23 protein-coding genes and 1 pseudogene are annotated in these 22,898 nt (G+C 62.8%); 7 read left to right on the forward strand and 17 right to left on the reverse strand.

Going from position 1 to position 22,898, the window contains the following annotated elements; all coding sequences use genetic code 11:
• Nucleotides 1–17: 17 nt before the first annotated feature.
• The 16 genes and pseudogenes from IEV58_RS18325 to IEV58_RS05035 all read right to left on the reverse strand — a co-directional run.
• Nucleotides 18–500, reverse strand: a pseudogene (locus IEV58_RS18325) (NAD(P)-dependent oxidoreductase); the annotation flags it as partial.
• A 33-nt stretch (nucleotides 501–533) separates the two neighbouring features.
• Complete coding sequence (locus IEV58_RS04970; protein WP_229729190.1) at nucleotides 534–1,106, reverse strand: cysteine hydrolase family protein; 573 nt, start codon at nucleotides 1,104–1,106, stop codon at nucleotides 534–536.
• A gap of 35 nt (nucleotides 1,107–1,141) precedes the next feature.
• Nucleotides 1,142–1,855 (reverse strand): ABC transporter ATP-binding protein, encoded by a 714-nt coding sequence (locus IEV58_RS04975; protein ID WP_229729191.1) that lies wholly within the window; start codon nucleotides 1,853–1,855, stop codon nucleotides 1,142–1,144.
• Nucleotides 1,852–2,625, reverse strand: a complete 774-nt coding sequence (locus IEV58_RS04980) for an ABC transporter ATP-binding protein (RefSeq protein ID WP_229729192.1) — start codon at nucleotides 2,623–2,625, stop codon at nucleotides 1,852–1,854. The genes IEV58_RS04975 and IEV58_RS04980 overlap by 4 nt, the downstream gene beginning before the upstream one ends.
• Entirely contained in the window at nucleotides 2,622–3,626 is a 1,005-nt protein-coding gene (locus IEV58_RS18195) for a branched-chain amino acid ABC transporter permease (RefSeq protein WP_229729193.1), read from the reverse strand. The genes IEV58_RS04980 and IEV58_RS18195 overlap by 4 nt, the downstream gene beginning before the upstream one ends.
• Nucleotides 3,623–4,489 (reverse strand): branched-chain amino acid ABC transporter permease, encoded by an 867-nt coding sequence (locus IEV58_RS04985; protein WP_229729194.1) that lies wholly within the window; start codon nucleotides 4,487–4,489, stop codon nucleotides 3,623–3,625. The genes IEV58_RS18195 and IEV58_RS04985 overlap by 4 nt, the downstream gene beginning before the upstream one ends.
• Nucleotides 4,490–4,556: 67 nt before the next feature.
• Entirely contained in the window at nucleotides 4,557–5,717 is a 1,161-nt protein-coding gene (locus IEV58_RS04990) for an ABC transporter substrate-binding protein (RefSeq protein ID WP_188408559.1), read from the reverse strand.
• 76 nt (nucleotides 5,718–5,793) lie between these two features.
• Nucleotides 5,794–6,963 (reverse strand): ABC transporter substrate-binding protein, encoded by a 1,170-nt coding sequence (locus IEV58_RS04995; RefSeq protein WP_188408560.1) that lies wholly within the window; start codon nucleotides 6,961–6,963, stop codon nucleotides 5,794–5,796.
• An 83-nt stretch (nucleotides 6,964–7,046) separates the two neighbouring features.
• The gene (locus IEV58_RS05000) at nucleotides 7,047–8,213 is read right to left on the reverse strand and encodes an ABC transporter substrate-binding protein (RefSeq protein ID WP_188408561.1); all 1,167 of its coding nucleotides are present in this window, start codon (nucleotides 8,211–8,213) and stop codon (nucleotides 7,047–7,049) included.
• Nucleotides 8,214–8,253: 40 nt separating this feature from the next.
• Nucleotides 8,254–9,243, reverse strand: coding sequence for an NAD-dependent epimerase/dehydratase family protein (locus IEV58_RS05005; protein WP_188408562.1), 990 nt, complete (start codon nucleotides 9,241–9,243; stop codon nucleotides 8,254–8,256).
• Between the two features lie 4 nt (nucleotides 9,244–9,247).
• Nucleotides 9,248–10,126, reverse strand: coding sequence for an alpha/beta fold hydrolase (locus IEV58_RS05010; RefSeq protein WP_188408563.1), 879 nt, complete (start codon nucleotides 10,124–10,126; stop codon nucleotides 9,248–9,250).
• A complete protein-coding gene (locus IEV58_RS05015) occupies nucleotides 10,119–10,511 on the reverse strand; it encodes a hypothetical protein (RefSeq protein WP_188408564.1) in 393 nt (130 codons plus the stop codon). Before IEV58_RS05015 ends, IEV58_RS05010 begins: the two co-directional genes overlap by 8 nt.
• A complete protein-coding gene (locus IEV58_RS05020) occupies nucleotides 10,508–12,283 on the reverse strand; it encodes a hydantoinase B/oxoprolinase family protein (RefSeq protein ID WP_188408565.1) in 1,776 nt (591 codons plus the stop codon). Before IEV58_RS05020 ends, IEV58_RS05015 begins: the two co-directional genes overlap by 4 nt.
• Nucleotides 12,283–14,319, reverse strand: coding sequence for a hydantoinase/oxoprolinase family protein (locus IEV58_RS05025; RefSeq protein ID WP_188408566.1), 2,037 nt, complete (start codon nucleotides 14,317–14,319; stop codon nucleotides 12,283–12,285). Before IEV58_RS05025 ends, IEV58_RS05020 begins: the two co-directional genes overlap by 1 nt.
• Before the next feature lie 5 nt (nucleotides 14,320–14,324).
• The gene (locus IEV58_RS05030; RefSeq protein ID WP_188408567.1) at nucleotides 14,325–15,146 is read right to left on the reverse strand and encodes an SDR family NAD(P)-dependent oxidoreductase; all 822 of its coding nucleotides are present in this window, start codon (nucleotides 15,144–15,146) and stop codon (nucleotides 14,325–14,327) included.
• Nucleotides 15,147–15,327: 181 nt separating this feature from the next.
• Nucleotides 15,328–16,212 carry a LysR substrate-binding domain-containing protein gene (locus IEV58_RS05035; RefSeq protein ID WP_188408568.1) on the reverse strand — a complete coding sequence of 295 codons (885 nt, stop codon included), beginning with the start codon at nucleotides 16,210–16,212 and terminating at the stop codon, nucleotides 15,328–15,330.
• Nucleotides 16,213–16,380: 168 nt separating this feature from the next.
• On the opposite strand from IEV58_RS05035, the gene IEV58_RS05040 reads away from it, so the two are divergent.
• Nucleotides 16,381–16,761, forward strand: coding sequence for a DUF1127 domain-containing protein (locus tag IEV58_RS05040; RefSeq protein ID WP_188408569.1), 381 nt, complete (start codon nucleotides 16,381–16,383; stop codon nucleotides 16,759–16,761).
• A gap of 64 nt (nucleotides 16,762–16,825) precedes the next feature.
• On the opposite strand, the gene IEV58_RS05045 is transcribed toward IEV58_RS05040, so the two are convergent.
• A complete protein-coding gene (locus tag IEV58_RS05045; RefSeq protein ID WP_188408570.1) occupies nucleotides 16,826–17,350 on the reverse strand; it encodes an invasion associated locus B family protein in 525 nt (174 codons plus the stop codon).
• A gap of 234 nt (nucleotides 17,351–17,584) precedes the next feature.
• Here IEV58_RS05045 and coxB point away from each other — a divergent pair, with 234 nt between their 5' ends.
• The 6 genes from coxB (at nucleotide 17,585) to IEV58_RS05075 (ending at nucleotide 22,887) form a co-directional block, all read left to right on the forward strand.
• Nucleotides 17,585–18,514 (forward strand): cytochrome c oxidase subunit II, encoded by a 930-nt coding sequence (gene coxB, locus IEV58_RS05050; protein WP_229729195.1) that lies wholly within the window; start codon nucleotides 17,585–17,587, stop codon nucleotides 18,512–18,514.
• Nucleotides 18,515–18,543: 29 nt separating this feature from the next.
• Nucleotides 18,544–20,193, forward strand: coding sequence for a cytochrome c oxidase subunit I (ctaD, locus tag IEV58_RS05055; RefSeq protein ID WP_188408571.1), 1,650 nt, complete (start codon nucleotides 18,544–18,546; stop codon nucleotides 20,191–20,193).
• A 100-nt stretch (nucleotides 20,194–20,293) separates the two neighbouring features.
• Complete coding sequence (locus tag IEV58_RS05060; RefSeq protein ID WP_229729247.1) at nucleotides 20,294–21,202, forward strand: heme o synthase; 909 nt, start codon at nucleotides 20,294–20,296, stop codon at nucleotides 21,200–21,202.
• A complete protein-coding gene (locus tag IEV58_RS05065) occupies nucleotides 21,202–21,366 on the forward strand; it encodes a cytochrome c oxidase system small membrane protein (RefSeq protein WP_188408572.1) in 165 nt (54 codons plus the stop codon). The genes IEV58_RS05060 and IEV58_RS05065 overlap by 1 nt, the downstream gene beginning before the upstream one ends.
• A 17-nt stretch (nucleotides 21,367–21,383) precedes the next feature.
• Entirely contained in the window at nucleotides 21,384–22,001 is a 618-nt protein-coding gene (locus IEV58_RS05070; RefSeq protein ID WP_188408573.1) for a cytochrome c oxidase assembly protein, read from the forward strand.
• Between the two features lie 40 nt (nucleotides 22,002–22,041).
• On the forward strand, nucleotides 22,042–22,887 hold the full coding sequence (locus tag IEV58_RS05075) for a cytochrome c oxidase subunit 3 (protein ID WP_188408574.1): 846 nt from the start codon (nucleotides 22,042–22,044) through the stop codon (nucleotides 22,885–22,887).
• Nucleotides 22,888–22,898: the final 11 nt, after the last annotated feature.

Here is a 22,898-nt window from a genome sequence, read left to right on the forward strand (position 1 = left end):
ACATCGCCCGTGTAAAACCAGCTTGAGCCGAGCTTCAGGAGCAGCGGCTCCAGCCTGTCGATGGTCGCCCGGTTGCCGCCGGCGATGAGCACAAGTTTACCCTGGCGTGCCTCCGCTGGGCTGCCGCTGACGGGGCAGTCCACCATCTCGTGGCCAGCGGCCTTCGCCGCCTCGTTCAGCTCCTTCATGCTGGCGGGATCGAGCGTCGACAGATCGATGAAGACGCTGCCTTTGTCCGCCTTGGCAAATGCGCCGTCCGGGCCCAGAAAAGCCGCGCGTGCCGCCACCGGGTTCGGCAGACTTGAGAGCACGATCTTGCGCCCCGCCAGCGCCTTGGCAACATCCTCGGTAACGGGCACGCCACGATCGGCCAAGGCCTTGCGGATATCCGGGCTGATATCGCTGCCGAGGACATCATAGCCGCTGTCGATCAGTCGTTCGGCCATGGCGGAACCCATCTGCCCCATGCCGATGACGGCAATCTTCTCGTCGGTCATTGCATTCTCCTGATGACTTGAGTGCGCGGACGGTGATCAGAATGTCACGTCATGCGAGGTAGCGATCTTCGCGGGCCGCGACAGTGCCTTGATGGACCACTCGTGCTCTTCTTCGCTCAAGGCCGCGCAGCAATCGTCCAGCACCACGACTTCATAGTCCCGGTCATGGGCGTCGCGGGCGGTGGCCTGCACCACATAGGTGGTGGAAACGCCTGACAGATAGAGCCGCCGGATGCCGTTGGCGCCGAGCAGCGGAGTGAGGTTCGTTCCGAAGAAGGCGCTGACGCGATGCTTGACGATGTCGTAGTCGCCGGGTCGCGGTGCCAGCTCCGGACAGACTTCCGTGCCCCAGCTGCCGAGCTTGAAGAGGCCGTTCTTCTTGGCCGCACCGAACTGCGGCGAGTGCTCCGGGCATTCCCGATAATCCGGCGAGAAGCCGAGCCGCACGTAACCGACGGCCGCCCCGGCCGCATCGGCCTTTTCGCGGGCACGTTTGATGTTGGCGATGAGATCGCGCCTTTCGACTTCCTTCTTGAAGCCCTTGGGGCCCGATGCGTCCTCGCCCACAAGGTCGTTGATCATGTCCATGATGAGGAAAATCGACTGCACGGCACGTCACTCCTGCATGTTGGTTTTTGAAGGCGTCACACGCCGAGGTAAGCCTTCTGCACATATTCGCTTGTGAGAAGTTCTTCGCCGGTGCCGCCGAGTGCCACCTCGCCGCTTTCCAGCACCACGGCCTCATGACTGAGTTTCAGGGCAAGCTTGGCGTTCTGCTCCACAAGCGCGACGGAGATGCCTTCGCTCTTGTTGATGTCGACGATCACCCGGGCCACCTCCTGAACCATGATCGGTGCGAGACCGAGCGAGGGCTCGTCCAGAAGGAGAAGGCGTGGCTGGGCCATGAGCGCGCGGCCGATCGCCAGCATCTGCTGCTCGCCGCCTGACAGCGAGCCTGCCGCCTGGGAACGCCGCTCCTTCAGCCGCGGGAAGTGATGGAAGATCAGCTCCAGCGTGCGGGAGACAACGCCTTTGTCACGCTGAAGGTAGCCGCCGAGAGTGAGGTTTTCCATCACGCTCATGCGCGGGAAGACCCGGCGGCCTTCGGGCGACAGGGCAATGCCGCGCGCCACGATATCGGGCGCCGACAGGCCGTCGATGCGCTCGCCCTCGAAGCGGATTTCGCCGGATCGGGGCTTGATGAGCCCGATGATTGCCTTGAGCGTGGAGCTCTTGCCGGCACCATTGGCGCCGATGATCGCGAGGATCTTGCCCTTGGGCACCGAGAGCGAAACGTCATGGACCGCGACCACGGGGCCGTAGGACACGCTGACATTGGAGAGTTCGAGGATGCTCACTCGTAGTCATCCTTTCCGAGGTAGGCCTCGATGACCTTGGGGTTGGACCGGATTTCGGCGGGCGAGCCTTCCGCGATCATCTCGCCGTAATTGAGAACGGCGATGCGATCGCACAGGCCCATCACCATCTTCATGTGATGCTCGACCAGGAGGATGGTGAGGTTGCGTGCCTCGCGGATGGAGGTGATGGCGCGCGCCATGTCGGCCTTTTCCTCCGGGTTGAGGCCGGCGGCTGGCTCATCCATGAGGAGGATGCTGGGCCGCGTTGACAGAGCGACGGCAACGCCGAGGCGCCGCTGGTGGCCGTAGGGCAAATCTCCGGCGCGGATATGAGCCTGGTGGCCGATGCCAAGGAGGTTGAGGGCCTCCCAGGCATGTTCCTCGGCACGGTTGCGGGCATCTTGCGCCGCCTTGGTGTCGAAGATCGACGCTGCCAGCGAGATCTCTTCCTTCACCATGGCGCCGGCGATGACGTTCTCCAGCACAGTTCGGCCGGGGAACACCATAGTCTGCTGAAAGGTGCGGACCAGTCCCTTGTCGACGATGCGGCTCGGCTTCTTGCCGACGATGCTCTCGCCGTTGAGGCGGATGTCGCCCTTTGAAGGCGGAAGCACGCCGCTGATGACGTTGAAGGCTGTGGTCTTGCCGGCGCCATTGGGACCGATCAGTCCGAAGATCTGGCCGGGTTGGATAGTGAAGTTGACGCCGTTGAGGGCCTTTAGGCCGCCAAAATATTTCCCGACGTTCTGGACTTCCAGAGAGGCGCTCACGGCTGTGCCCTCCTTCTGCTTATGGCTTTCACTCGCTGGGAAATGCTCGCAATGCCGTCGGGCAGGAACTGCAGCACGAGGATCAGGATCGCACCGTAGATGATGTGCTGGAAGCCGCCCGTGTCCCGCAGGAGCTCGGGCAGAGGTGTGATGATAAGGGCGCCTATGAAAGGACCAGCAAGCGCCCATCGGCCACCCACCACCATCATCGTGATGAAGGCGACGGAGCTCCAGAAGGTGAAGGAGTCAGGCGAGATATAGCGGATGTAATGCGTCATCAGCGCGCCGCCCATGCCGGCGATGAAGCTGCCGATGACGAAGGCGATCACCTGCGTCTTGCGTGTATCGATGCCGGTCGATTCGGCCAGCTGCAGATTCTCCTCCACACAGGTGAAGTTTCGCCCGGCGGGCGCGCCCAGAAGACGCCAGGTGAAGAGGAAGACGAGGCCAGCGAAACCTGCGGCGAGATAGTAGAAGGGCACGCGGTCGACGAAGGCATATCCGAAGATCGACAGCGGCGGCACACCGACCAGACCGTTGGCGCCTTCGGTGATCGACTGCAGGTCGAGCGCCAGAAGCGTCAGCAACTGGCCGAAGGTGAAGGTCACGAGGACGAAGTAGACGCCTCGCAGCCGCAGGATGATCCAGCCGAGAGGAAGCGCCACCAGACCGGCGACGGCGCCGCCGATGAAGATGCCGAAGACGGGCGGTATGCCGAGACGCATGGCACCCAGAGCCGAGATGTAACCGCCAACGCTGGCGAAGCCGGCATGGCACAGTGAAAGCTGGCCGGTGCGAGCGATGATGGAGAGGCTGGTGGAGAAGGTGGAGTTGATCAACACCAGGATTGCGACATGCAGGTAGTATTGGCTGGAGGTGATGAGTGGGACGACGGCCACGGCCACCGCCACGATGATGAAGTTCCGCCAGACGTGGCGGCCCTGCGTCGCGGCGGGCATATGATCGGCGTTCGGTACTTCCGTTGTCTGGCTGATGCTCATGCTTCACGCACTCCCATGAGGCCCCAGGGGCGGAAGATCAGGACCAGCATGACCAGGGCAAGAAGCAGGAAGTCCGACACGGTCGCGCCAAGGAAGGTGCTTGCAAAGCTTTCCACGATGCCCAGTAGGAGGCCGCCGAGCAAAGCGCCTGGAATGCTGCCGAGCCCGCCGATGATGACGACGATGAAGGCCTTGAGCATGGGCGCGAGACCCACGGTGGGTGACACGCCGAAGACCGGCCCCATCAGGCCGCCGGCCAATGCTGCGAGGGCGACGCTGAGCCCGAAGGCGAAGGGGTAGATGCGCTCCGCACGTATGCCCTGGACAAGGGCGATCTCGGTGTCCTGAGCCACGGCCCGCATGGCCCGGCCGAGCGAGGTATGGGTGATCACCACATAGAACAGAGCGATGATGACTGCTGCGGCGCCGATCACATAGAGGCGAGACCACGGGAAGATCAGCGGACCGAGCTTGAGGATGCCTGTCGCCACCGACGGCATGGGCTTCGGGTCGGCGCCCCACATGATCAGGGCCGCGTTCTGGATGATGATCGCAAGGCCCAGCGCGGCGATCATGCCGTTGAGTTCGTTGCCCCGGAATGGCCGGAAGATCACCCTCTCTATCAGCATACCGAAACAGCCGATGATGATCGCCGCGATTGCCAGTGAAACAATAAAGGGGATCTGGAACTGCGCGAAGGCGAAGAAGGTGACGAAGGCGCCCAGCATGTAGAACTCGCCATGAGCGAAGTTCACCATGCGCATGATGCCGAAGATGAGTGTGAAGCCGAGCGCCACGAGAACATAGGTCATGCCGAGCACGACCCCGTTCACGAGCGATTGGGCGATGAGAGTTCCGGTCAAAACATGGGCTCCCGTTAGGAGGTAGAGTCGGGTCAGCTGGTCCCCGCGTGCGGGCCCCGCCGGCGGATCACTTGCAAGTATTGGCGTCGCAGGTGGCGATGGTTTCAGCCTGGCCATTGCGGATCTGGCCGACGTAGAAGGGGGCGCTGAGTTGGTGATTGCGTCCGAACTGTTCTTTGCCGGTCCAGTTGACAGGGCCAAGCACGGAAGGGAAATCCTTCAGCGCCAGCGTGGCCTCGAGGATCTTGTCCGTGTCGTCCACGGTGCCGGCCTTCTTCATGCCTTCGAACAGCATATGCATGTTGACGTAGAAGAAGGGAGTAAAGCCGTTGATCTCGGTCTTGTAGGTCTCCTTCCAGCGGTCCACGAATGCCTTGGTCTCCGGCATGCCGAGATTCAGCGGCTGGTGCACATAGACGCCTTCCGCCGCCTCCTTGCCGGCCACGGACAGGATGTCGGCGGTTGCGTCCCCACCCGTCCGGATGATGGGCTTGTCCCAGCCAAGCTCACGCGCCTGCTTGACGATGAGCCCGGCCGTCTGCGGCGAGTTGCCATCGAGCTCGATGGCCTCGGCATCGGTCGACATTATGCGGATGAGCAGCGGAGTGAAGTCGGTGCGCTCGCGCTCGAACACTTCCTTGGCGACGAACTTGGCGCCGACCGCCTCATAGGCGATCTCGTTGTCCTTGAAGATCGCCTGGCCGGTCTCATCGTTGGGAAAAAGGCCAGCGATCTTGGTGACGCCGAGCTTCTTCACCACCCAGTCGGCCTGCGGCTTGGCGAAGATGCCGGTTGGAAGAACGGGCCGGAAGGCATAGGGCGTATCGGCATTCATAGCCTTTGGCGTAAAAGCCATGGTGATGGTGATGACCTTGGCCTGAGAAGTAATAGGCGCCAGCGCCACGGCCGGGGCCGATCCCATGGGGCCCATGACGATCTTCACCTTGTCTTCGGCGATCAGCCGGTTCATGGCCGTGATGGCTTCCGAACTCTTGAACTGATCGTCATAGGAGATGAGGCGGATCTTGTATTTTTTGCCGCCGACATCGAGGCCGCCGGCCTTGTTGACATCCTCCGCGGCGAGCTCTGCCGCGCCCTTCATGGCGTTGCCCCAGGTGGCTCCGGCGCCGCTGAGGGTCACGAGGACACCGATCTTGAGTTCTTCCTGCGCCTGAGCGCCGGTGGCGATAAGCCCGGCTGCGGCCAGGGCAATGAGTGATCCACGCATCTGCGTCTCCGCGAAAGGGGCTTCGTGAGTTCATCAGGCCGTGCGGGGCAGCATTTCGGCCACCCCGGTCTTCGCATCACTTGCAGTCGTCGATATCGCAGGTGGCGATCGTCACCGATTTGCCGCCCCTGATCTGGCCGATATAGAAGGGTGCGTTGAGCTGGTGGTTGATCCCGTATTTCTGCTCGCCGGTCCAACTGACCGGGCCGAGCACGGATGGATAGTCCTTCAGCTCCAGCATGGCGGCGCGGATCTTGTCCGTATCGTCCACGGTGCCGGCCTTTTTGATGCCCTCGAACAACATCTTCATGTTGACGTAGAAGAAGGGTGAGAAGCCGTTCACCTCGGTCTTGTACCGGGCCTTCCAGCGATCGATGTAGCCCTTGGTTTCCGGCAGTTCGGCATTCAGGGGCTGGTGCACATAGACGCCTTCCGCGAACTGAGCGCCGGCCACGTTGATGATATCAGCCGTGGCATCGCCTCCGGTGCGGATGATGGGCTTGTCCCAGCCGAATTCGCGCGCCTGCTTGACGATCAGACCAGCGGTCTGGGGCGAGTTTCCGCTGAGCTCGATGGCCTCCGCATCAGAGGCGATCACGCGGGTCAGAAGCGGGGTGAAGTCTGTGCGCTCGCGCTCGAAAGTCTCCTTGATGACGAAGCTCGCACCGGCGGCCGTATAGGCCTCTTCATTGTCCTTGAGCAGGGCCTGCCCGGTTTCGTCGTTGGGATAAAAGCCGGCGATCTTGGTGATGCCCAGTTTTTTGACGACCCATTTTGCCTGCGGGCCTGAGAAGAGCGAGGACGGAAGCACCGGTCGGAAGGAATAGGGCGTGTCCTTGTTCATGGCCTTGTCGGTGAAGGCCATGGTGGAGGTCAGCACCTTTGCCTGTGTCGTGATGGGCATGATGGCGACGGCCGGTGCCGATCCCATGGGGCCCATCATGAACTTGATGCCGTCCTGTGAGATCAGGCGGTTGGCCGCCGTGATGGCTTCCGAGGATTTGTACTGATCGTCATATGCGACGATGTCGATCTTATATTTCTTGCCGCCGACATCGAGGCCACCCTCGTTGTTGATGTCCTCGGCCGCGAGCTCAGCCGCGCCTTTCATGGCCAGCCCCCAGGTAGCGCCGGCTCCGCTTAGGGAGACGAGCACTCCAAGCTTTATTGTTTCCTGTGCCACGGCGGGTGCGGACAGAAGGGAAAGGACTGCAAGGGTCGTGATGCAAAGGCGCTTCTGCGTCATAGAGGACTCCACAGGGAAAAGGTCAGGCCCAAACCGGGCTTGGGAGGTCGGCGTTGAAGGCGCCGCCCTCCCGCATGAGCGGCTTATTCGCAGCCGGCACTCGTGCAACGGGCGACGATCTCGGATTTTCCGCCCTTGATCTGCCCGATGTAGAAGGGTGCGCTGAGCTGATGGTTGATCCCGAACAGCTCCTCGCCGGTCCAGCCCACCGGACCGAGCGCGGAGGGGAAGTCCTTCAACGCCACCATGGCCTCGCGCACCTTGTCGGTGTCATCGACCGTACCCGCCTTTTTCATCGCTTCGAACAGCATCTTGACGTTGACGTAGAAGAAGGGCGAGAAGCCGTTCATTTCGGTGTTGTAGGTCTTCTTCCAGCGGTCGATGTAGGCCTTGGTCTCGGGCAGTTCGGGATCGATCGGCTGGTGGACATAGACGCCTTCGGCGAACTGCGCTCCGGCGATGTTGATGATATCGGCCGTGGCGTCGCCGCCGGTGCGGATGATCGGCTTGTCCCAGCCAAGTTCGCGGGCCTGTTTGACGATGAGGCCCGCGGTATTGGGCGCATTGCCGTCGAGTTCGATGGCCTCCGCGTCGCTGGCGAGGATGCGCGTCAGCAGCGGCGTGAAGTCGGTGCGCTCGCGCTCGAAGAACTCCTTCGACACGAACTTCGCCCCGGCTGCCTCATAGGCCGCCTCATTGTCTTTCGCGAGCTGCTGCCCGCTCTCGTCGTTGGGGAACAGGCCGGCGATCTTCTTGGCGCCGAGCTTGTCCACCACCCAGGCGATCTGCGGCTTGGCGAAGATGCCGGTCGGCAGCACCGAGCGGAACGAATAGGGCACCTCGGGCGTCGTGGCCTTGTCGGTGAAGGCCAGCGTCATGTTGATGACCTTGGCCTTGGTGGTGATCGGCAGGACCGCGACCATGGGAGCCGAGCCTGCCGTGCCGACGAAATACTTCGCCTTGTCCTCGGAGATCAGACGATTGACGGCGGTGATCGCCTCCGACGATTTGTACTGGTCGTCATAGGCGATGATCCTCACCTTGTATTTCTTGCCACCGACCTCCAGGCCGCCTTCCTTGTTGACGTCCTCGGCGGCCAGTTCCGCCGCGCCCTTCATGGCAAGGCCCCAGGTGGCGCCCGCGCCGGACAACGACGCGATGACGCCGATCTTCAGTTCCTGTTCCTGCGCCTGTGCGCCGCCCGCGAAGGCGACGCAGAGCGCCAGGGCACTCAATCCATATTTGAACATCTGCTTCCTCCGGATCCGTCACGTTTTGCTTTTTTGGTTGTCAGGCTTTGCTGGCTTGTGACTCCCGCCACTTTATCACGCGGCGGACGCCCTCTTCGAGGCTAACCTTCGGCTCCCAGCCGATGGCTTTCTTTATCTTCTCGACGCTGAGGTTAAGCTTGTCGGATGTGGTGACGCGCACCGCGTTCGGATCGGTCTTGTATTCCGGCTTCAGGTCCGAGCCGGTGATCTTGAGGACGATGTCGACGAGATCGTTCAAGGTCGTCGCCTTGCCGGTGCAGACGTTGAAGCTTTCGCCTGACACGTCGCTGGCCATGGCCATAATGTTGGCCCTCGCCACGTCGCCGGCATGGACGTAGTCATGCACCTCTGAGCCGTCGTCGGGGATGGTCGGACGCTCGTTCTTGAGGATCTTGTCGTAGGTCTCGATGATGTAGAGTGCATTGACCCCGCGGTAGTGCTGGCGCTCGCCGTAGACGCTGGAATAGCGCAGCGAAACGGTGCCGATGCCATGGCGCTGGTGGTAGAGGCGCAGGAGGTTCTCGCCCATGATCTTGGACGCGCCATAGAGCACGCCCGCGGGCGACAGGCTCTGCCATTCAAAGGGATGCGTCTCGTCGATGAGGTCGGCCTTGGGGTCACCATAGGTGGCGATGGAGGACGACAGCACCACGCGCTTCACGCCGCGGTAGCGGCAGGCTTCCAGCACGCTGATCTGGCCTTGGACATTGACCGAGAGTCCGAGCTGCGGGTTCTGGCTGAGCGGCAGCGTCAGGAAGGCCGCAACCATGAAGACGCCATCGACACCCTCGAGGTTGTCGTAGAGCTCGTTGGTTCTGAGGATGTCGCCACGCACCAGCTTGACGCGCGGGTCCTTGAGGATGTCGGCGATCATGTCGGGCGAGCCGAGCGAATAATTGTCGAACAGGATGACTTGTCTGGCGCCCTGTTCAAGCAGCTGCTCGGTGATGTGAGAGCCGACGAGGCTGACGCCTCCGGTGATCATGAATGTGCCGTTCTCGATCTTCATAGTGTCAGGATGCCTTTTTCTGGTTGGATGCGCTGCTGCGCGTGCGCTGGATTTCGCGCAGCACGGGCAGGAGGTAGGTCCGGAAGTGGTCCGGGTTCTCGCTCATGGGGAAGTGGCCCATCTCGGTCATGGGCGTGAAGGTTGAGCCCTTGATCGCCTTCGAGGTGCGCTCGCTGTCCTCCACGGTGCAGGAGAAGTCGTATTCGCCGGTCAGCAGGTGGACCGGGCAGCGCGAGGTGTCGATCGAGGCGACCTTGCCCCGGAAATCGGAATCCTCGCGGTAGAAGAAAAGATCGCCTTTGAAGACGCCTGGTCCGCTCTGCATGTATTGCCACAGCGTCTGCCAGCCGTAGACCTTGGGGCTCTGCGGGGCGATGACGCCGGAGACCAGCGCGGCCGAGACCTGGCCGCCGTGAATATCGGGCCGGTTGAGCCACTGGGTGTCATACCAGGGTTGCTGGTGGTCGGCGCCCGAAAGTCCGATGACCGCGCCGAGCTCATCGGCATGGACCCGCGCCAGGTGCAGCACGATGCGGCCGCCCATGGAGCAGCCCATGACCACCGGCTGGTCGAGCTCGAGCCCGCGGGCCACCGCCATGATGGTGTCGGTATAGCCGTCGGTGGTGAGGTTGTACTCCTCGTCCTCGAAACCCTCCGGCGGATAGGACTTGCCGTGCCAGGGCATGTCGAAAGCCACGACGCGGAAGTCTTTGGTGATTTCAGCATCGTTCATGAGGTGGCGGAACTGGCGGGCGTCGGCTCCGGCCGTGTGCAGGCACAGCAGCGGGATGCCCTGACCGGCCTCCTCGATATAGATGCGGTTGGGCCGGCCGCCGATCTCGAAGGTGGCGTAGCGCCCCACGATGGGCTCGAACTCAACCATGGAGCGCTCCCATCTTTCCCCGTGGCGCCGCCAGCACCTCCTTGATGTAGCGCAGGTGGGTCATGAGCACCTTGATGTCTCCCTCGATGGTCATCCGCTTGACCTTGGCAAGGCCGAGGATGTCATAGGAGCCGGGCTTCGGGACCGGCTGCCAGAAATCGTTCCAGGCATCGATGCCGCCCTTGACGGAGAAGGACACCGCCTGCAGCGGCTTCTCGCGGGTCTCTATGCTCTCGATGCGGCCGTCCCGAACCGTGACATAGAAACTCTCGTCACCGATCCCCATGAGGAACACGGTGTTGAGGAGGGTGCCGCGCTGGACGAGGGGTGGAGAGGCGTTGACCGCGTCAGCCATGAAGGTCCGGAGAGCGCCTTCAATACTCATGATGCCTCCTTGAGGGATGTGTGGCCGTTGCGGATTCGGCGGGTGGCATCCTCGTCGACCTCAAGGCCCGACGCGCCGTCGCGCAGGACGACGCCATAGTCCCGCTTCGCTGCCTCGCGGGAGAAATAGCCCATCATCACGTCGCGCAGGACCTTCCTGGGGTCGCGTGTCATGGGATCGCCCCAGCCACCGCCGCCGGGTGTCGCGACACGTGCCGTGTCGCCTGCCGCCATGAGGATGCCTTCGTCCTTGGTCACATGCTCCGGCCGGTAGGAAATGCCGGAGGTCACATACTCGACATCCGCCTTCTCGGCATCGTGCCCGCCATGGAGGCCATAGGGCGGAAAGCGGCCGCGGTCACCCAGCACGGAGGAGACAGCCTCCCCCTCGCGCAGGCGGATCTGGAACTCCATGCCGAAGCCGCCACGATGATAACCGGCGCCGGCCGAGCCCTCGCGGATGCGGTAATGGTCGAAGGTGAGGGGATAGAGCTGCTCGATGATCTCCACCGGCGAGGTGCGCGCGGCCGAGATCGGGGCGTTGCCGTTCGTCAGCCCGTCGCAGATCGGGTGCCCGCCATAGCCGCCGCCGGAAAAGCGGAACATGATGAAGGGCTTGTCCCGTTTTTGGTCGTAGCCGCTGATGGTGAAATTGGCGACGGAGCCGAAACAGGCCGCCGGCACGCGATCAGGCACCGCCTGAGCAAGGCAGCCGAAGACCGCATCCACCACGCGCAGCGACACTTCGGCGGAGGAGCCGGAGACCGCACGGGGATATTTGGCATTGAGGAAGGTATCCTCGGGCACGATCATGTCCACGGGCCGAAAGATGCCGGCGTTGATCGGCACCTCGGGGAAGACATGTTTCAGCGCCACGAAGACGGCGGCGAAGGTCGCGGAGATCGACCCGTTGAGGGGGCCCTTCACGGGTTTCGAGGACCCGGTGAAATCGAACTGGAGCCGGTCGCCCTTCACGGTCATCTGGAGCACGACATTGATCGGCTCCAGCACGATTCCGTCGGAATCAAGCGATGTCTCGAAGTGATAGGAGCCGTCGGGGATCTGCGTGATGTAGGCGCGCATCTGCTGCTCGGCGCGCGCGTTGAGCTCATCGATATAGCGGGTGACGGTGCCGTCGCCGTATTTGTCGAGGAGGGCGGTCAGTCGTTCCTCGCCGACATTGAGCGCCGCGACCTGGGCTTTGAGATCGCCCTGCCGCTCCTCCGGCACCCGCATATTGGCGAAGAGGATGTCGAGGATGCCTTCCTGCAGCACACCTTTGCGGTAGAGCATAATGGGCGGGATGCGCACGCCCTCCTGGATCACCTCGGTCGCCTTCACGCCGAAGCCGCCGGGCACATTGCCGCCGATGTCGGTCCAGTGGCCGCAGTTGGCGAGGAAGGCGAAGCGCTTGCCCTTGTAGTAGAAGGGCCGCACCAGCTTCACGTCCATGAGGTGCGTGCCGCCGCAATAGGGATCGTTGAGGATGACGACGTCGCCTTCCTCCATGTCGGGGAAGGCGGCGAGGGCGGATTGCACCGCATATTGCATGACGCCGACGAAGATCGGCAGGCCGGTGTCGCCCTGCGCCACGACCTCGCCCGTGACGGGGTGATAGATGCCGTTGGCGCGGTCGCGCGCTTCCGACATCACCGGGTTGAAGGCGGCCTTCTCAAGAGCGATGTCCATCTCATCGACGATCTGCCGCAGCGCGTTCTGCATCACGGCCAGTGTCGCCGGGTCGATGGCGGGAAGGGCGGGGTTGTCCAGCATCACTTCACCTCGATGATGAGATTGCCGACCTCGTCGACCGTGATCCGGTTGCCCGGTTCGGCCACCGTTGTCGTGTCCATCTGGTTGAAGATGGCCGGACCCATGATCTCGGCGCCGACGGGGAGTTCGTCCCGTGCATAGATGGGCGTCTTCAGCCACGCGCCGTCGAACCAGACCTCGCGTTCGCCGATGATGGCCTCGGCGGCACTGGATTTTTTCGGCGAGGCATTGAAGATGCGCTTCAGGTCCAGGGCCTGCCGGCGTCCGGTCACGGCGGTGCGCAGGTTGATGAGCTTGGCGCGGAAGTTGGAAAGGTCGATCGAGAAGCGGTCGAGATAGGCCTGCCGCAGCGCGTCTTTCAGGGCAGCGGTACTGAGATCATCCGGGTTGAGCGCGACACGGAGGGTGTAGGTCTGGCCCTCATATTGCATGTCCGCGAAATGGGTGACCTCGATGGCACCCACCGGCACCTGGTCCGCCTTCAGTCGTTCCTCGCCTTCTGCCCGATGCGTTTTAAGGACATCGGCAAGATCACTCTCCGAAACCTCATCGATCAGGCGGCTGACGGTCTGCACAAAGTCATGCCTGACATCGGCGACAATGCAGCCGAGCGCGCAGGTGATGCCGGGAACATAGGGCACGATGACATGCGGCACGCCGAGTTCGCGGGCAAGCGCGGTGCCATGCAGCGGCCCGGCGCCACCGAAGGAGAAGATGGCGAACTCGCGCGGATCGAACCCGCGCTGCAGGCTGACGAGCCTGATGGCGCCGGCCATGCTGTCGTTGACCACCCGGAGCGTCGCCGCCGCGGCACTGATGGCATCAAGACCGAGGGCTGCCCCGACCTGCTCGTCGAAGGCCTTGTGAACGCGGGGCATGTCGACGCCGCCTTCCACCGACAGAAGCTTTTCCGAGCTGAGACGGCCGAGAACGACATTGGCATCGGTGACGGTGACCTTCTCGCCGCCGCGGCCATAGGAGATCGGGCCCGGCACGGCACCGGCGCTGCGAGGCCCGACCTGCAGGATGCCGGCCTCGTTGATATGCGCGATGGAGCCGCCGCCGGCGCCGATGGTGTGGATGTCGATCACCGGGATGCGCATCGGCAGGTTGAAACCGAGGTCCCGGTCGCTGGAGACCACGGGCGTGCCGTTGACGATCATGCCGACATCGAAGCTCGTGCCGCCGAGATCGCAGGTCATGACGTTCTTGAAGCCCGCCATCCGCGAGATGTAGGAGGCGGCGATCACGCCTGCCGCCGGGCCGGACAGGACGGTGTTGACCGAGCGGTCGCAGGCCATGTCCGCCGACATGATGCCGCCGTTGGCTTGCATGATGGCGAGGTTGCGCGGGACGCCAGCCTCTTTGAGATCGCTTTTCAGCCGGGTGACATAGCGGTGGATCAGCGGCTGGATGTAGGCGTTGACCGCAGCCGTGCCGAAGCGCTCCACCTCACGGTATTCCCGCAGGATGTCCGCGCTGGTGGTGATGTATGGATTGGGCCAGATCTCGCGGGCGATGGAGAGCGCCCGCTGCTCATGCACCGGATTTGCATAGGCATGGAGGAAGCCGATCATCAGGGCTTCGACGCCATTGGCCTTCAGTTCCTCGATGGCATCCCGAAGCCCGTCCTCATCGAGCGGCACCACCACTTCGCCATCGGCGTTCAGGCGCTCCGTCACCTCCAGCCGATTTTTGCGGAGGATCAACGGTTCGAATTCGCCATAGAGGCCGAAGAGCTGCGGACGCTCGCGCCGGGCGAGTTCAATGATGTCCCGGAAGCCGCGTGTGGTGATCAGTCCACAGACCGCGCCGTTGCGCTCCAGGGTGGCGTTGGTGCCGACGGTCGTGCCGTGCACGAGCCAGGACACGGCTTCATAGGGAATGTCGACCTGCCGCAGGCCATTGAGGAAGCCCACCGCCTGGTTGGGCGGCGTCGACGGGACCTTGGAAAGCTTTACCGTGCCGGCATCGGCATCGATCGCGATGGTATCGGTGAATGTTCCGCCGACGTCGACGCCTACGTGGAACTGCATGAGCTTTACCCCACAGCCTGAACGCGTTCAGAGGCGGCACTGGTCTGGACGCTCCTGAGATCGACGCCTGGAATGAGCCCCGCCGCCGTGAAGCCCCCGTCGACCGGCAGCACCACCCCGCTGATGAAGCGGGCGGCATCGCTTGCGAGGAAAAGGGTCGCTTCCACCACATCCTCGGGTGTGCCGATCTTCTGCAGCGCGGTGCGGCGCCGGCGCTCCTCCCAACCAGCCTCGTCGAGCACGGCATTGGACATGTCGCTGGGGATGGCGCTCGGCGCGACGGCATTGACGCGGATGCCCTGTTGCCCGAGCTCCACCGCGAGAGCCGGCGTGATGGCGTTCACCGCCCCCTTCAACGCGGCATAAGCCGACGAATAAGCGACACCGCGCAGGCCGACGATGGACGACATGTTGATGACGACACCATGCCCACTTGAAGCCAGGGCAGGGGCCGCGGCCTTGGTGGTCAGCAGCACGCCTTTGATGCCGACGGCGAGCATGCGGTCAAGGAGCTTGGGGTCCAGTTGCGCGAGAGGACCGTAACGGGCGAAGACGGCGTTGTTGATGACGATGTCGAGGCGGCCATAGGTTCCGGCCGCCGTTTCAACGGCGCTGGTAACGCCGGCCTCGTCGGAGACATCGGCCGTGAGCGCCAAAGCCGCGCCGCCGGCGGCGCTGATGGTGCGAACCGTTTCGGCAATGCCTTCAGCATCGATATCGAGACAGCAGACCGCAGCTCCTTGCTGCGCAAAGGCGCAGGAGATGGCGCGGCCCAAACCTCTCGCTGCACCCGTGACGAGCGCAACGCGATTCTCCAAGCGTTTCATGTCCCAACCCGGCTGTTCGTGGGAAGCGGGTCTTCTTTTTTGCGGGCGCTCTGGCGGCGCCTCTGGGATGGAAGTTAAGGCCGACTTGCCACCAACTGTCAACAGTCAACTTAATGGGCGTCGGCGCTCAATTTGGTTGCTGTTTGCAACGACATTTCCGCCCATAAGCGAGGCATGAACCTCACTCGGCAGCGAGGGCGGCAGCATCCGACAGGTTGTCGAGGCTGGCCACTATATGATCAGCGAGCGCCTCGATCAAAGTGGATGTTTCGTGAGGGTTTTTCAGAAGTGCGATCTTGATGGAGGGCAGCGCCGGAAAGCCGTCCGATGGACCAAGCACGCGCATGCCCGGACGAATGGCGGATTCCGGCAGCACCGAGACGGCAAGGCCGGCGAGAACGGCCGCACCGACCGCAGTGGAATTCCAGCTGGCATAGAGGACGCGATGGCTGCGTCCCACGGCCTCCAGCCGCTCGAACGCGGCACGCCGCCAGGCACAGGTCGGCCGGCCAAGAGCCAGGGGCAGCGGATCTTCCTCATGGACCATGGCATTGGAGGCGGTCACCCAAAGGAGTTGCTCCTGCCGCACGATGGTCGCCGGCCCACGCCGGTCGGTATGTGTGATAATGGCTAGATCCAGCCCGCCATCATTGAGTGAATCCACCAGGTCCGGTGTCGGTTCACATACCACCGTCACTTCGACCCTTGGGTTGGATCGGCTGAAACGGGCCAGGATCTCCGGGAGATAGCGGTCCGCATAGTCGTCCGGGAGACCGAGACGGACATGGCCCGTCAGGTCCACATCCGACAGGGCGGTTAGGGCCTCGGACGAGAGTTTGACGATGCGGCGGGCATAATCGAGCAGACGCTCCCCGTCCTCGGTCAGACGGCTCTGGCGGCCATCCCGCATGAAGATGGGTTTGCCCAGGCGCTCCTCGAGCCGCTTCATCTGCATCGACACGGCCGACTGGGTCTTGTGCACGATTTCAGAGGCGCGGGTGAACGAGCCGGTGTCGGCGATGGCCACAAAGGTGCGTAGTTGATCGACGTCCAGAAGCGCGGGCATGGCGAAAGCGTCACATCACAAATAATGATGTCACATATTAAAACTATGCGCTTAAATTATCAATCGGCTTGGGGCATAAGAAGGTCATGCTGAAAGCGCTGCTGAAAACCGGCTGCAAACAGGGGTTTGCGGAGGAGTATGCGCTTGGCAGCAGGATGGAGAAGTCCAATGTCGCATGATCTTCTGACGCCCATACCCGTGCCCGCTCGCCAGGCAGTCGTGGTGCGCGTGCGCGACCTCTTCCTCCAGGGCAAATCGATTTTCAAAGCATGGCGCAACCGACGTGAAGCCATGGTGACCCTCGCTGGCATGGACGGGCGCATGCTCAAGGACATCGGCCTGCATGAAAGCGATGTCCGCTCCGCCCTTGCCGAGCCTCTGTGGTCCGATCCGACGATTCGCCTCAAGCTGGTGGTCGTGGAGCGCCGCGCTTCCGCTCGCGCCAAGGCACGTGAAGACCTTCAATGGATGGCGGCCTCTGACTCGGTGCCCCCCGCCACCGAGATGACAAACCGCCCTCGGGCCGAAGGCCTGAAAACTGCCTGCTGATCCCGCAACGATCGACAGGTTTAGACGGCCGCCGCTCCCCTCTGCGGCGGCCGTTCTTTTTTCGCTACTTGAGCGCGGCGAAACCCGGCTCAAAGCCATTGAGCGAAACGGGAATGCCGATTCCCTCTTCTGGCGTCTGGAAGATGATGAACGTTGCTTGCTTGCCTTTGCTCAGCTTGCCGAGAAGTTCGTCGTCCATGACAACCTCGGCGACGCAGCCGTTCGGCAGGCAGCGCACGAAGCCTGCCCGGCCCACATCCGCATTGTCGATTCTGAGGCCGAGCCCCGCGGGCAGGAGGACGCCCAGCGGAGCCAGAACCCGCATGAGCCGGGATTTGTTGTCCGCGGTCTTCAGCACGATCGCCGTCAGGCCGACATTGGGTCGGTCTTCGGCGGTGACGTTCTGAACCAGCGCGCATTGTTCGCTTTGCGCGCCTGGAGGCGTGTCGCACCTGAGCTGCCAATCACCGTGGTTGGCCTTCACGGTTCCCTGTGCGGCTGCGGGGTAGAAGGCGGCGGTGGGGCCGGAAGCCAGCGCAAGCGCAAGGGCGAGCGGCACAGCGCGGCGAAGGGTCGGAGCGAAGGACACGTGGAAATCTCCAGATTGCAGGACCGCAGGGTGATGCGTCCGGATTCTGGCCTAACAGAGACGGTTTGCCTGTCAAGGCTTGGCGCCTGAGGCGTCCGTCCTCTTCGCGCCCTTATGCCGCACGGGATGGCCGAGCCCTCGCCGTTGCGGGGCATCTCCCTTTATGTTTGAAGAGCGAAGCGTGTTGGCGCCCCGTCAGCGCGACCATACCCTATTCAGGAGAGCGACCCGGACATGCTGATCCGCTTCGGCCTCATCGTCCTCGGTGCCGTCATGGCGCTGACCGCCCCGGCAAGCGCTGGCACAGGCCAGCCGTCGGACTGGCAGATCAACCTTCAGGGCGCCGTCACGGCGGTCGCGGAAGAGATGCACGACTTTCACTGGCTTCTGCTGGTCCTGATCACGGCGGTCACGCTGCTGGTCCTTGGGCTTCTGGTGATCGTGTCGGTGCGCTACAACGCCAAGGCCAATCCAGTGCCGTCGAGGACGACGCACAATACGGTGATCGAGGTGATCTGGACGGTTTTGCCGGTGATGATCCTGGTGGTGATCGCGATTCCCTCATTTCAGCTGCTCTACCAGCAGTACGATGCGCCGGAGGCGGATCTGACCATCAAGGCGACAGGCCATCAGTGGTACTGGAGCTATGAGTATCAGGCGGGCGCCCAGACGGCGCAGCAGAACGAGGCTGGCAATGTCGTTCAGGAAGAGGCCGCCAATGTAGCGGGCCAGCAGGCCGCGCAGGATGGCGACACGGTCGAGATCGCCTTTGATTCGACCATGGTTCCGGACAATGCCCTGCAGCCCGGCCAGCCGCGCCTTCTGGCGGTGGACAATGAGGTCGTTGTTCCCGTCAACAAGGTGGTGCGCCTTCTCGTCACCGCAGGCGATGTGATCCACTCCTTCGCGGTGCCGTCATTCGGCATCAAGGCGGACGGAGTGCCCGGCCGCCTGAACGAGACTTGGTTCCGCGCCGAGCGTGAGGGCGTCTACTACGGCCAGTGCTCGGAACTGTGCGGCAAGGATCATGCCTTCATGCCTATCGCGGTGCGCGTGGTCTCCGATGAGGCATACGCGGCCTGGATGGCCGAGGCGAAACAGAGATTTGCGGCAACCACCACGGCTCCCGTCCGCCGGGTTGCTGCCATTGAAACGGCGCGCTGAGCGCGACAGAGAAGACGTCGGAGGATATCATGGCGACCACTGCGGCAGCCCACGACGCGCACGCCCACCCGACCGGTTGGAAACGGTACGTTTATTCGACCAACCACAAGGACATCGGGACCATGTACCTGATCTTCGCGATCTTCGCGGGGGTCTTCGGCGGCCTGTTGTCCGTGGCGATGCGCATGGAGCTTCAGGAACCAGGCATTCAGATCTTCACGGGCCTCGCCCAGATGATCGAAGGGGCCTCTCCTGATGGCGCTCTTGATGTCGGCAAGCATCTTTTCAACGTCTTCACCACGGCCCATGCCCTCATCATGATCTTCTTCATGGTGATGCCGGCCATGATCGGCGGTTACGCCAACTGGTTCGTGCCCATCATGATCGGCGCGCCGGACATGGCCTTCCCGCGCATGAACAACATCTCGTTCTGGCTGTTGCCGCCGGCCTTCATCCTGCTCCTGATTTCCATGTTCGTGCCGGGACCTGCCGGCGCCAACGGTGCGGGCGGTGGCTGGACCATGTATCCGCCGCTCTCGACCTCCGGTCAGCCTGGTCCGGCCATGGATTACGCCATCCTGGCGCTTCACATCGCCGGCGCGTCGTCCATCCTGGGGGCGATCAACTTCATCACCACCATCTTCAACATGCGCGCGCCGGGAATGACGCTGCACAAGATGCCGCTCTTCGCTTGGGCGGTTCTTGTCACGGCCTTCCTGCTCCTGCTGTCGCTTCCCGTTCTGGCCGGCGCCATCACCATGCTGCTGACGGATCGCAACTTCGGCACGACCTTCTTCGCACCTGAGGGGGGTGGCGATCCGATCCTGTTCCAGCATCTGTTCTGGTTCTTCGGGCACCCTGAGGTCTACATCCTGATCTTGCCGGCCTTCGGCATCGTCAGCCACATCGTCTCCACCTTCTCGCGCAAGCCGATCTTCGGCTACCTCGGTATGGCCTATGCCATGGTCGCCATCGGCGTGGTGGGCTTCATCGTCTGGGCCCATCACATGTACACCTCGGGCATCTCGGTGAATACGCAGGCCTATTTCGTCTTCGCGACGATGGTCATCGCGGTGCCGACGGGCGTGAAGATCTTCTCCTGGATCGCGACCATGTGGGGCGGCTCGATTTCCTTCCGCACCCCCATGCTCTGGGCCCTCGGCTTCATCTTCCTCTTCACCCTTGGCGGTGTAACGGGCGTGGTGCTCTCCAACGCCGGCATCGACCGCTACCTGCACGATACCTATTATGTCGTGGCGCACTTCCACTACGTGCTGTCGCTGGGTGCGGTCTTCGCCATCTTCGCGGCCTGGTACTACTGGTTCCCCAAGATGTTCGGCTACATGTACTCCGAGTTCATCGGCAAGCTGCACTTCTGGGTCACCTTCATTGGCGTCAACGTGATCTTCTTCCCGCAGCACTTCCTGGGCCTCGCCGGCATGCCTCGCCGCTATGTCGACTATCCGGATGCCTTCGCAGGCTGGAATATGGTGTCCAGCTATGGCTCCTACATCGCCTTCGTCGGCGTGCTGATCTTCCTCTACGGTGTCGCGGAGGCCTTCGCGAAGAAGCGTGTCGCCGGCGACAATCCCTGGGGCGAGGGTGCAACCACGCTGGAATGGACGCTGTCGTCGCCTCCGCCGTTCCACCAGTTCGAAGTGTTGCCAAAGATCAAGTGATCGGGCGGCCGAACGGACAAACACGATATCGGCCGGGGCACTGCTCCGGCCGGCCCACTGAAAGAACATGCTGACTGACATGACCCTTGCAAGCGACCATATGAGCCACGCACCAGCCGCTCAGCCGAGCGAGGGTGAAGTGCGCGATTTCGTGGCGCTGCTGAAGCCGCGTGTCATGTCACTGGTCATCTTTACAGCGCTGGTCGGCATCGTCCGGGCGCCTGATGCCCTTCACCCGGTTTTGGCGGCCGTTTCGCTTCTCTGCATCGCCATCGGTGCTGGTGCCTCCGGTGCCCTCAACATGTGGTGGGACGCGGACATCGATGCCGTCATGACCCGCACGCGCGGCCGCCCGATTCCCGCTGGCCGCATCGCGCCCGGCGAGGCGCTGGCGTTTGGATTGGTGCTGTCAGCGGGCGCCGTGATGGTGCTTGGCCTTGCGGTCAATCTCCTCGCGGCAGGGCTCCTCGCCTTCACGATCTTCTTCTATTCCGTCGTCTACACGATGTGGCTCAAACGCTGGACAGCGCAGAACATCGTGATCGGTGGAGCTGCCGGTGCCTTCCCGCCCATGATCGGCTGGGCCGCGGTTACAGGGCACATTAGTCTGGAGAGCATCCTGCTCTTCATGATCATTTTCTTCTGGACGCCGCCTCACTTCTGGGCGCTCGCGCTCCTGAAGTCGGATGATTACGCGCGTGCGGGCGTCCCCATGCTGCCTGTGGTGGCTGGTGCTGACGAGACCCGTCGCCAGATCCTCATCTATTCTGTGTTACTCGCGCCGCTCGGCGTCGCGCCTTGGGCACTCGGTTTCACCGGCATCGGCTACGGCATTGCCTCCCTCGGTCTCGGCGCCATGTTCCTTATCCTTGCGGTGCGTGTCTGGCGGCAGCGGCAGGGCGAACCTGCCAAGACGGCGGCGCGTCAGCTCTTCGCCTTTTCCATTCTCTACCTCTTCGCGCTCTTCGCGGTGCTTCTGGTAGAGGCCGTTCTGCCGGGAGCCGCCTGATGCAGGAGCCGGACAAGAACCCCCTGGTCCTGACACCGGAGCAGAAGCGCCGCCAACGCCGCCGCAACATCGCGATCGCCGTGGTGCTCTTCGCGCTGGTCGGCATCTTTTATGCGGTCACCGTCGTGAAGATGGGACCCAATGTCCTCAACCGGCCGTTCTGAAAGGGGAGGGCGACAGCATGAATGATGCACCCCAGACCTCTTCGCGGACCTCATCGGATCTGGCGCGCCGTCACAAGCGCGTCGCCATGATTTGTGTGCTGTTCGGCAGCACCATGCTCGGCGCGGCATTCGCTGCCGTCCCGCTTTACGACCTCTTCTGCCGGGTGACGGGCTTCGGCGGTACCACCACGGTCGCCTCGTCCGCGCCGGCGGCAGCGCTGGAGCGCACCGTCAAGGTCCGTTTCGACGGCAATGTGGCGCCAGGCCTGTCGTGGGAGTTCGTTCCCGAGGAGCGCGAGGTTACCGTCAAGCTCGGCGAGACCCGCATGGTGGTCTATAAAGCGACCAATCTCTCCTCGCAGGACACCTGGGGCACGGCCAGTTACAACGTATCGCCGGGCATCACCGGCTCCTATTTCGCCAAGCTTCAGTGCTTCTGCTTCACCAAGCAGCACCTGAAACCGGGCGAAACCCTGAACATGCCCGTCGTCTTCTTCGTGGATCCCGCAATTGTCGAGGATGGCGATGCGAGCCGGGTAAAGACGATCACGCTTTCCTACACCTTCTTCCCCACCGAACCTGACGCCAAGCCGACAGCGCAGGTGGGAACGACCAAGACGCAACAGCCTATGTGACCGTTGGGGCTTCGCCCCGCGACGCGACCGGAGACGAGATATGGCCGAGGCACACGCCAAGCATCATGACTACCATCTGGTGGACCCGAGCCCCTGGCCGTTCGTGGCCTCCGTTTCCGCCTTCGTCACCGCCATCGGCGCCATCCATTGGATGAAAGGCGGCTCGCCGCTGGTCTTTGCCGTTGGGTTCCTCGGCATTCTCTATGTCATGCTGATGTGGTTCCGGGATGTCGTGAAGGAGGCCCAGACCGGCCATCACACCCGTGTCGTGCAGCTCCACAACCGCTATGGCATGATCCTCTTCATCGCCTCCGAGGTGATGTTCTTCGTCGCCTGGTTCTGGGCCTACTTCGACGTTGCGCTTTATGCCAATGAGGCGGCGCAGTTTCAGCGCACCGAGCTGACCGGCGGCACCTGGCCTCCCGCCGGCATCCAGACCTTCGATCCCTGGCACCTGCCGCTCCTGAACACGCTCATTCTTCTGACATCCGGCACAACCGTGACCTGGGCGCACCACGCCCTGATCCATGGCGACCGCAAGGGCGTGAAGCAGGCACTCTGGATCACGGTGGCCCTCGGCATCCTCTTCAGCCTGTGCCAGGCCTATGAGTACAGCCACGCCACCTTCGATTTCGGCGGCCACATCTATGGTGCCACTTTCTTCATGGCGACTGGCTTCCACGGCTTCCACGTCATTGTCGGCACCATCTTCCTCGCGGTCTGCCTCTACCGCGTCTACCTCGGCCATTTCACGCCGAAGCAGCATTTCGGCTTCGAGGCGGCCGCCTGGTACTGGCATTTCGTGGACGTGGTCTGGCTGTTCCTCTTCGCCTGCATCTACGTCTATGGCTATGGAGGCCCTGTGGCGGGCGCCGCCGCGCACTGACACTTTCTTAA

This window comes from Agaricicola taiwanensis, assembly GCF_014635245.1.
Lineage (GTDB): Bacteria > Pseudomonadota > Alphaproteobacteria > Rhizobiales > Methylopilaceae > Agaricicola > Agaricicola taiwanensis.

Excerpts from the sequence above, each read along its gene's own strand:
- IEV58_RS18195 (WP_229729193.1), bottom strand. The coding sequence starts at position 3,626 with ATGAGCATCAGCCAGACAACGGAAGTACCGAACGCCGATCATATGCCC.
- IEV58_RS04990 (WP_188408559.1), bottom strand. The coding sequence starts at position 5,717 with ATGCGTGGATCACTCATTGCCCTGGCCGCAGCCGGGCTTATCGCCACC.
- IEV58_RS04995 (WP_188408560.1), bottom strand. The coding sequence starts at position 6,963 with ATGACGCAGAAGCGCCTTTGCATCACGACCCTTGCAGTCCTTTCCCTT.
- IEV58_RS05000 (WP_188408561.1), bottom strand. The coding sequence starts at position 8,213 with ATGTTCAAATATGGATTGAGTGCCCTGGCGCTCTGCGTCGCCTTCGCG.
- IEV58_RS05005 (WP_188408562.1), bottom strand. The coding sequence starts at position 9,243 with ATGAAGATCGAGAACGGCACATTCATGATCACCGGAGGCGTCAGCCTC.
- IEV58_RS05010 (WP_188408563.1), bottom strand. The coding sequence starts at position 10,126 with ATGGTTGAGTTCGAGCCCATCGTGGGGCGCTACGCCACCTTCGAGATC.
- IEV58_RS05015 (WP_188408564.1), bottom strand. The coding sequence starts at position 10,511 with ATGAGTATTGAAGGCGCTCTCCGGACCTTCATGGCTGACGCGGTCAAC.
- IEV58_RS05020 (WP_188408565.1), bottom strand. The coding sequence starts at position 12,283 with ATGCTGGACAACCCCGCCCTTCCCGCCATCGACCCGGCGACACTGGCC.
- IEV58_RS05025 (WP_188408566.1), bottom strand. The coding sequence starts at position 14,319 with ATGCAGTTCCACGTAGGCGTCGACGTCGGCGGAACATTCACCGATACC.
- IEV58_RS05030 (WP_188408567.1), bottom strand. The coding sequence starts at position 15,146 with ATGAAACGCTTGGAGAATCGCGTTGCGCTCGTCACGGGTGCAGCGAGA.
- IEV58_RS05035 (WP_188408568.1), bottom strand. The coding sequence starts at position 16,212 with ATGCCCGCGCTTCTGGACGTCGATCAACTACGCACCTTTGTGGCCATC.
- IEV58_RS05040 (WP_188408569.1), top strand. The coding sequence starts at position 16,381 with ATGTCGCATGATCTTCTGACGCCCATACCCGTGCCCGCTCGCCAGGCA.
- coxB (WP_229729195.1), top strand. The coding sequence starts at position 17,585 with ATGCTGATCCGCTTCGGCCTCATCGTCCTCGGTGCCGTCATGGCGCTG.
- ctaD (WP_188408571.1), top strand. The coding sequence starts at position 18,544 with ATGGCGACCACTGCGGCAGCCCACGACGCGCACGCCCACCCGACCGGT.
- IEV58_RS05060 (WP_229729247.1), top strand. The coding sequence starts at position 20,294 with ATGAGCCACGCACCAGCCGCTCAGCCGAGCGAGGGTGAAGTGCGCGAT.
- IEV58_RS05065 (WP_188408572.1), top strand. The coding sequence starts at position 21,202 with ATGCAGGAGCCGGACAAGAACCCCCTGGTCCTGACACCGGAGCAGAAG.
- IEV58_RS05070 (WP_188408573.1), top strand. The coding sequence starts at position 21,384 with ATGAATGATGCACCCCAGACCTCTTCGCGGACCTCATCGGATCTGGCG.
- IEV58_RS05075 (WP_188408574.1), top strand. The coding sequence starts at position 22,042 with ATGGCCGAGGCACACGCCAAGCATCATGACTACCATCTGGTGGACCCG.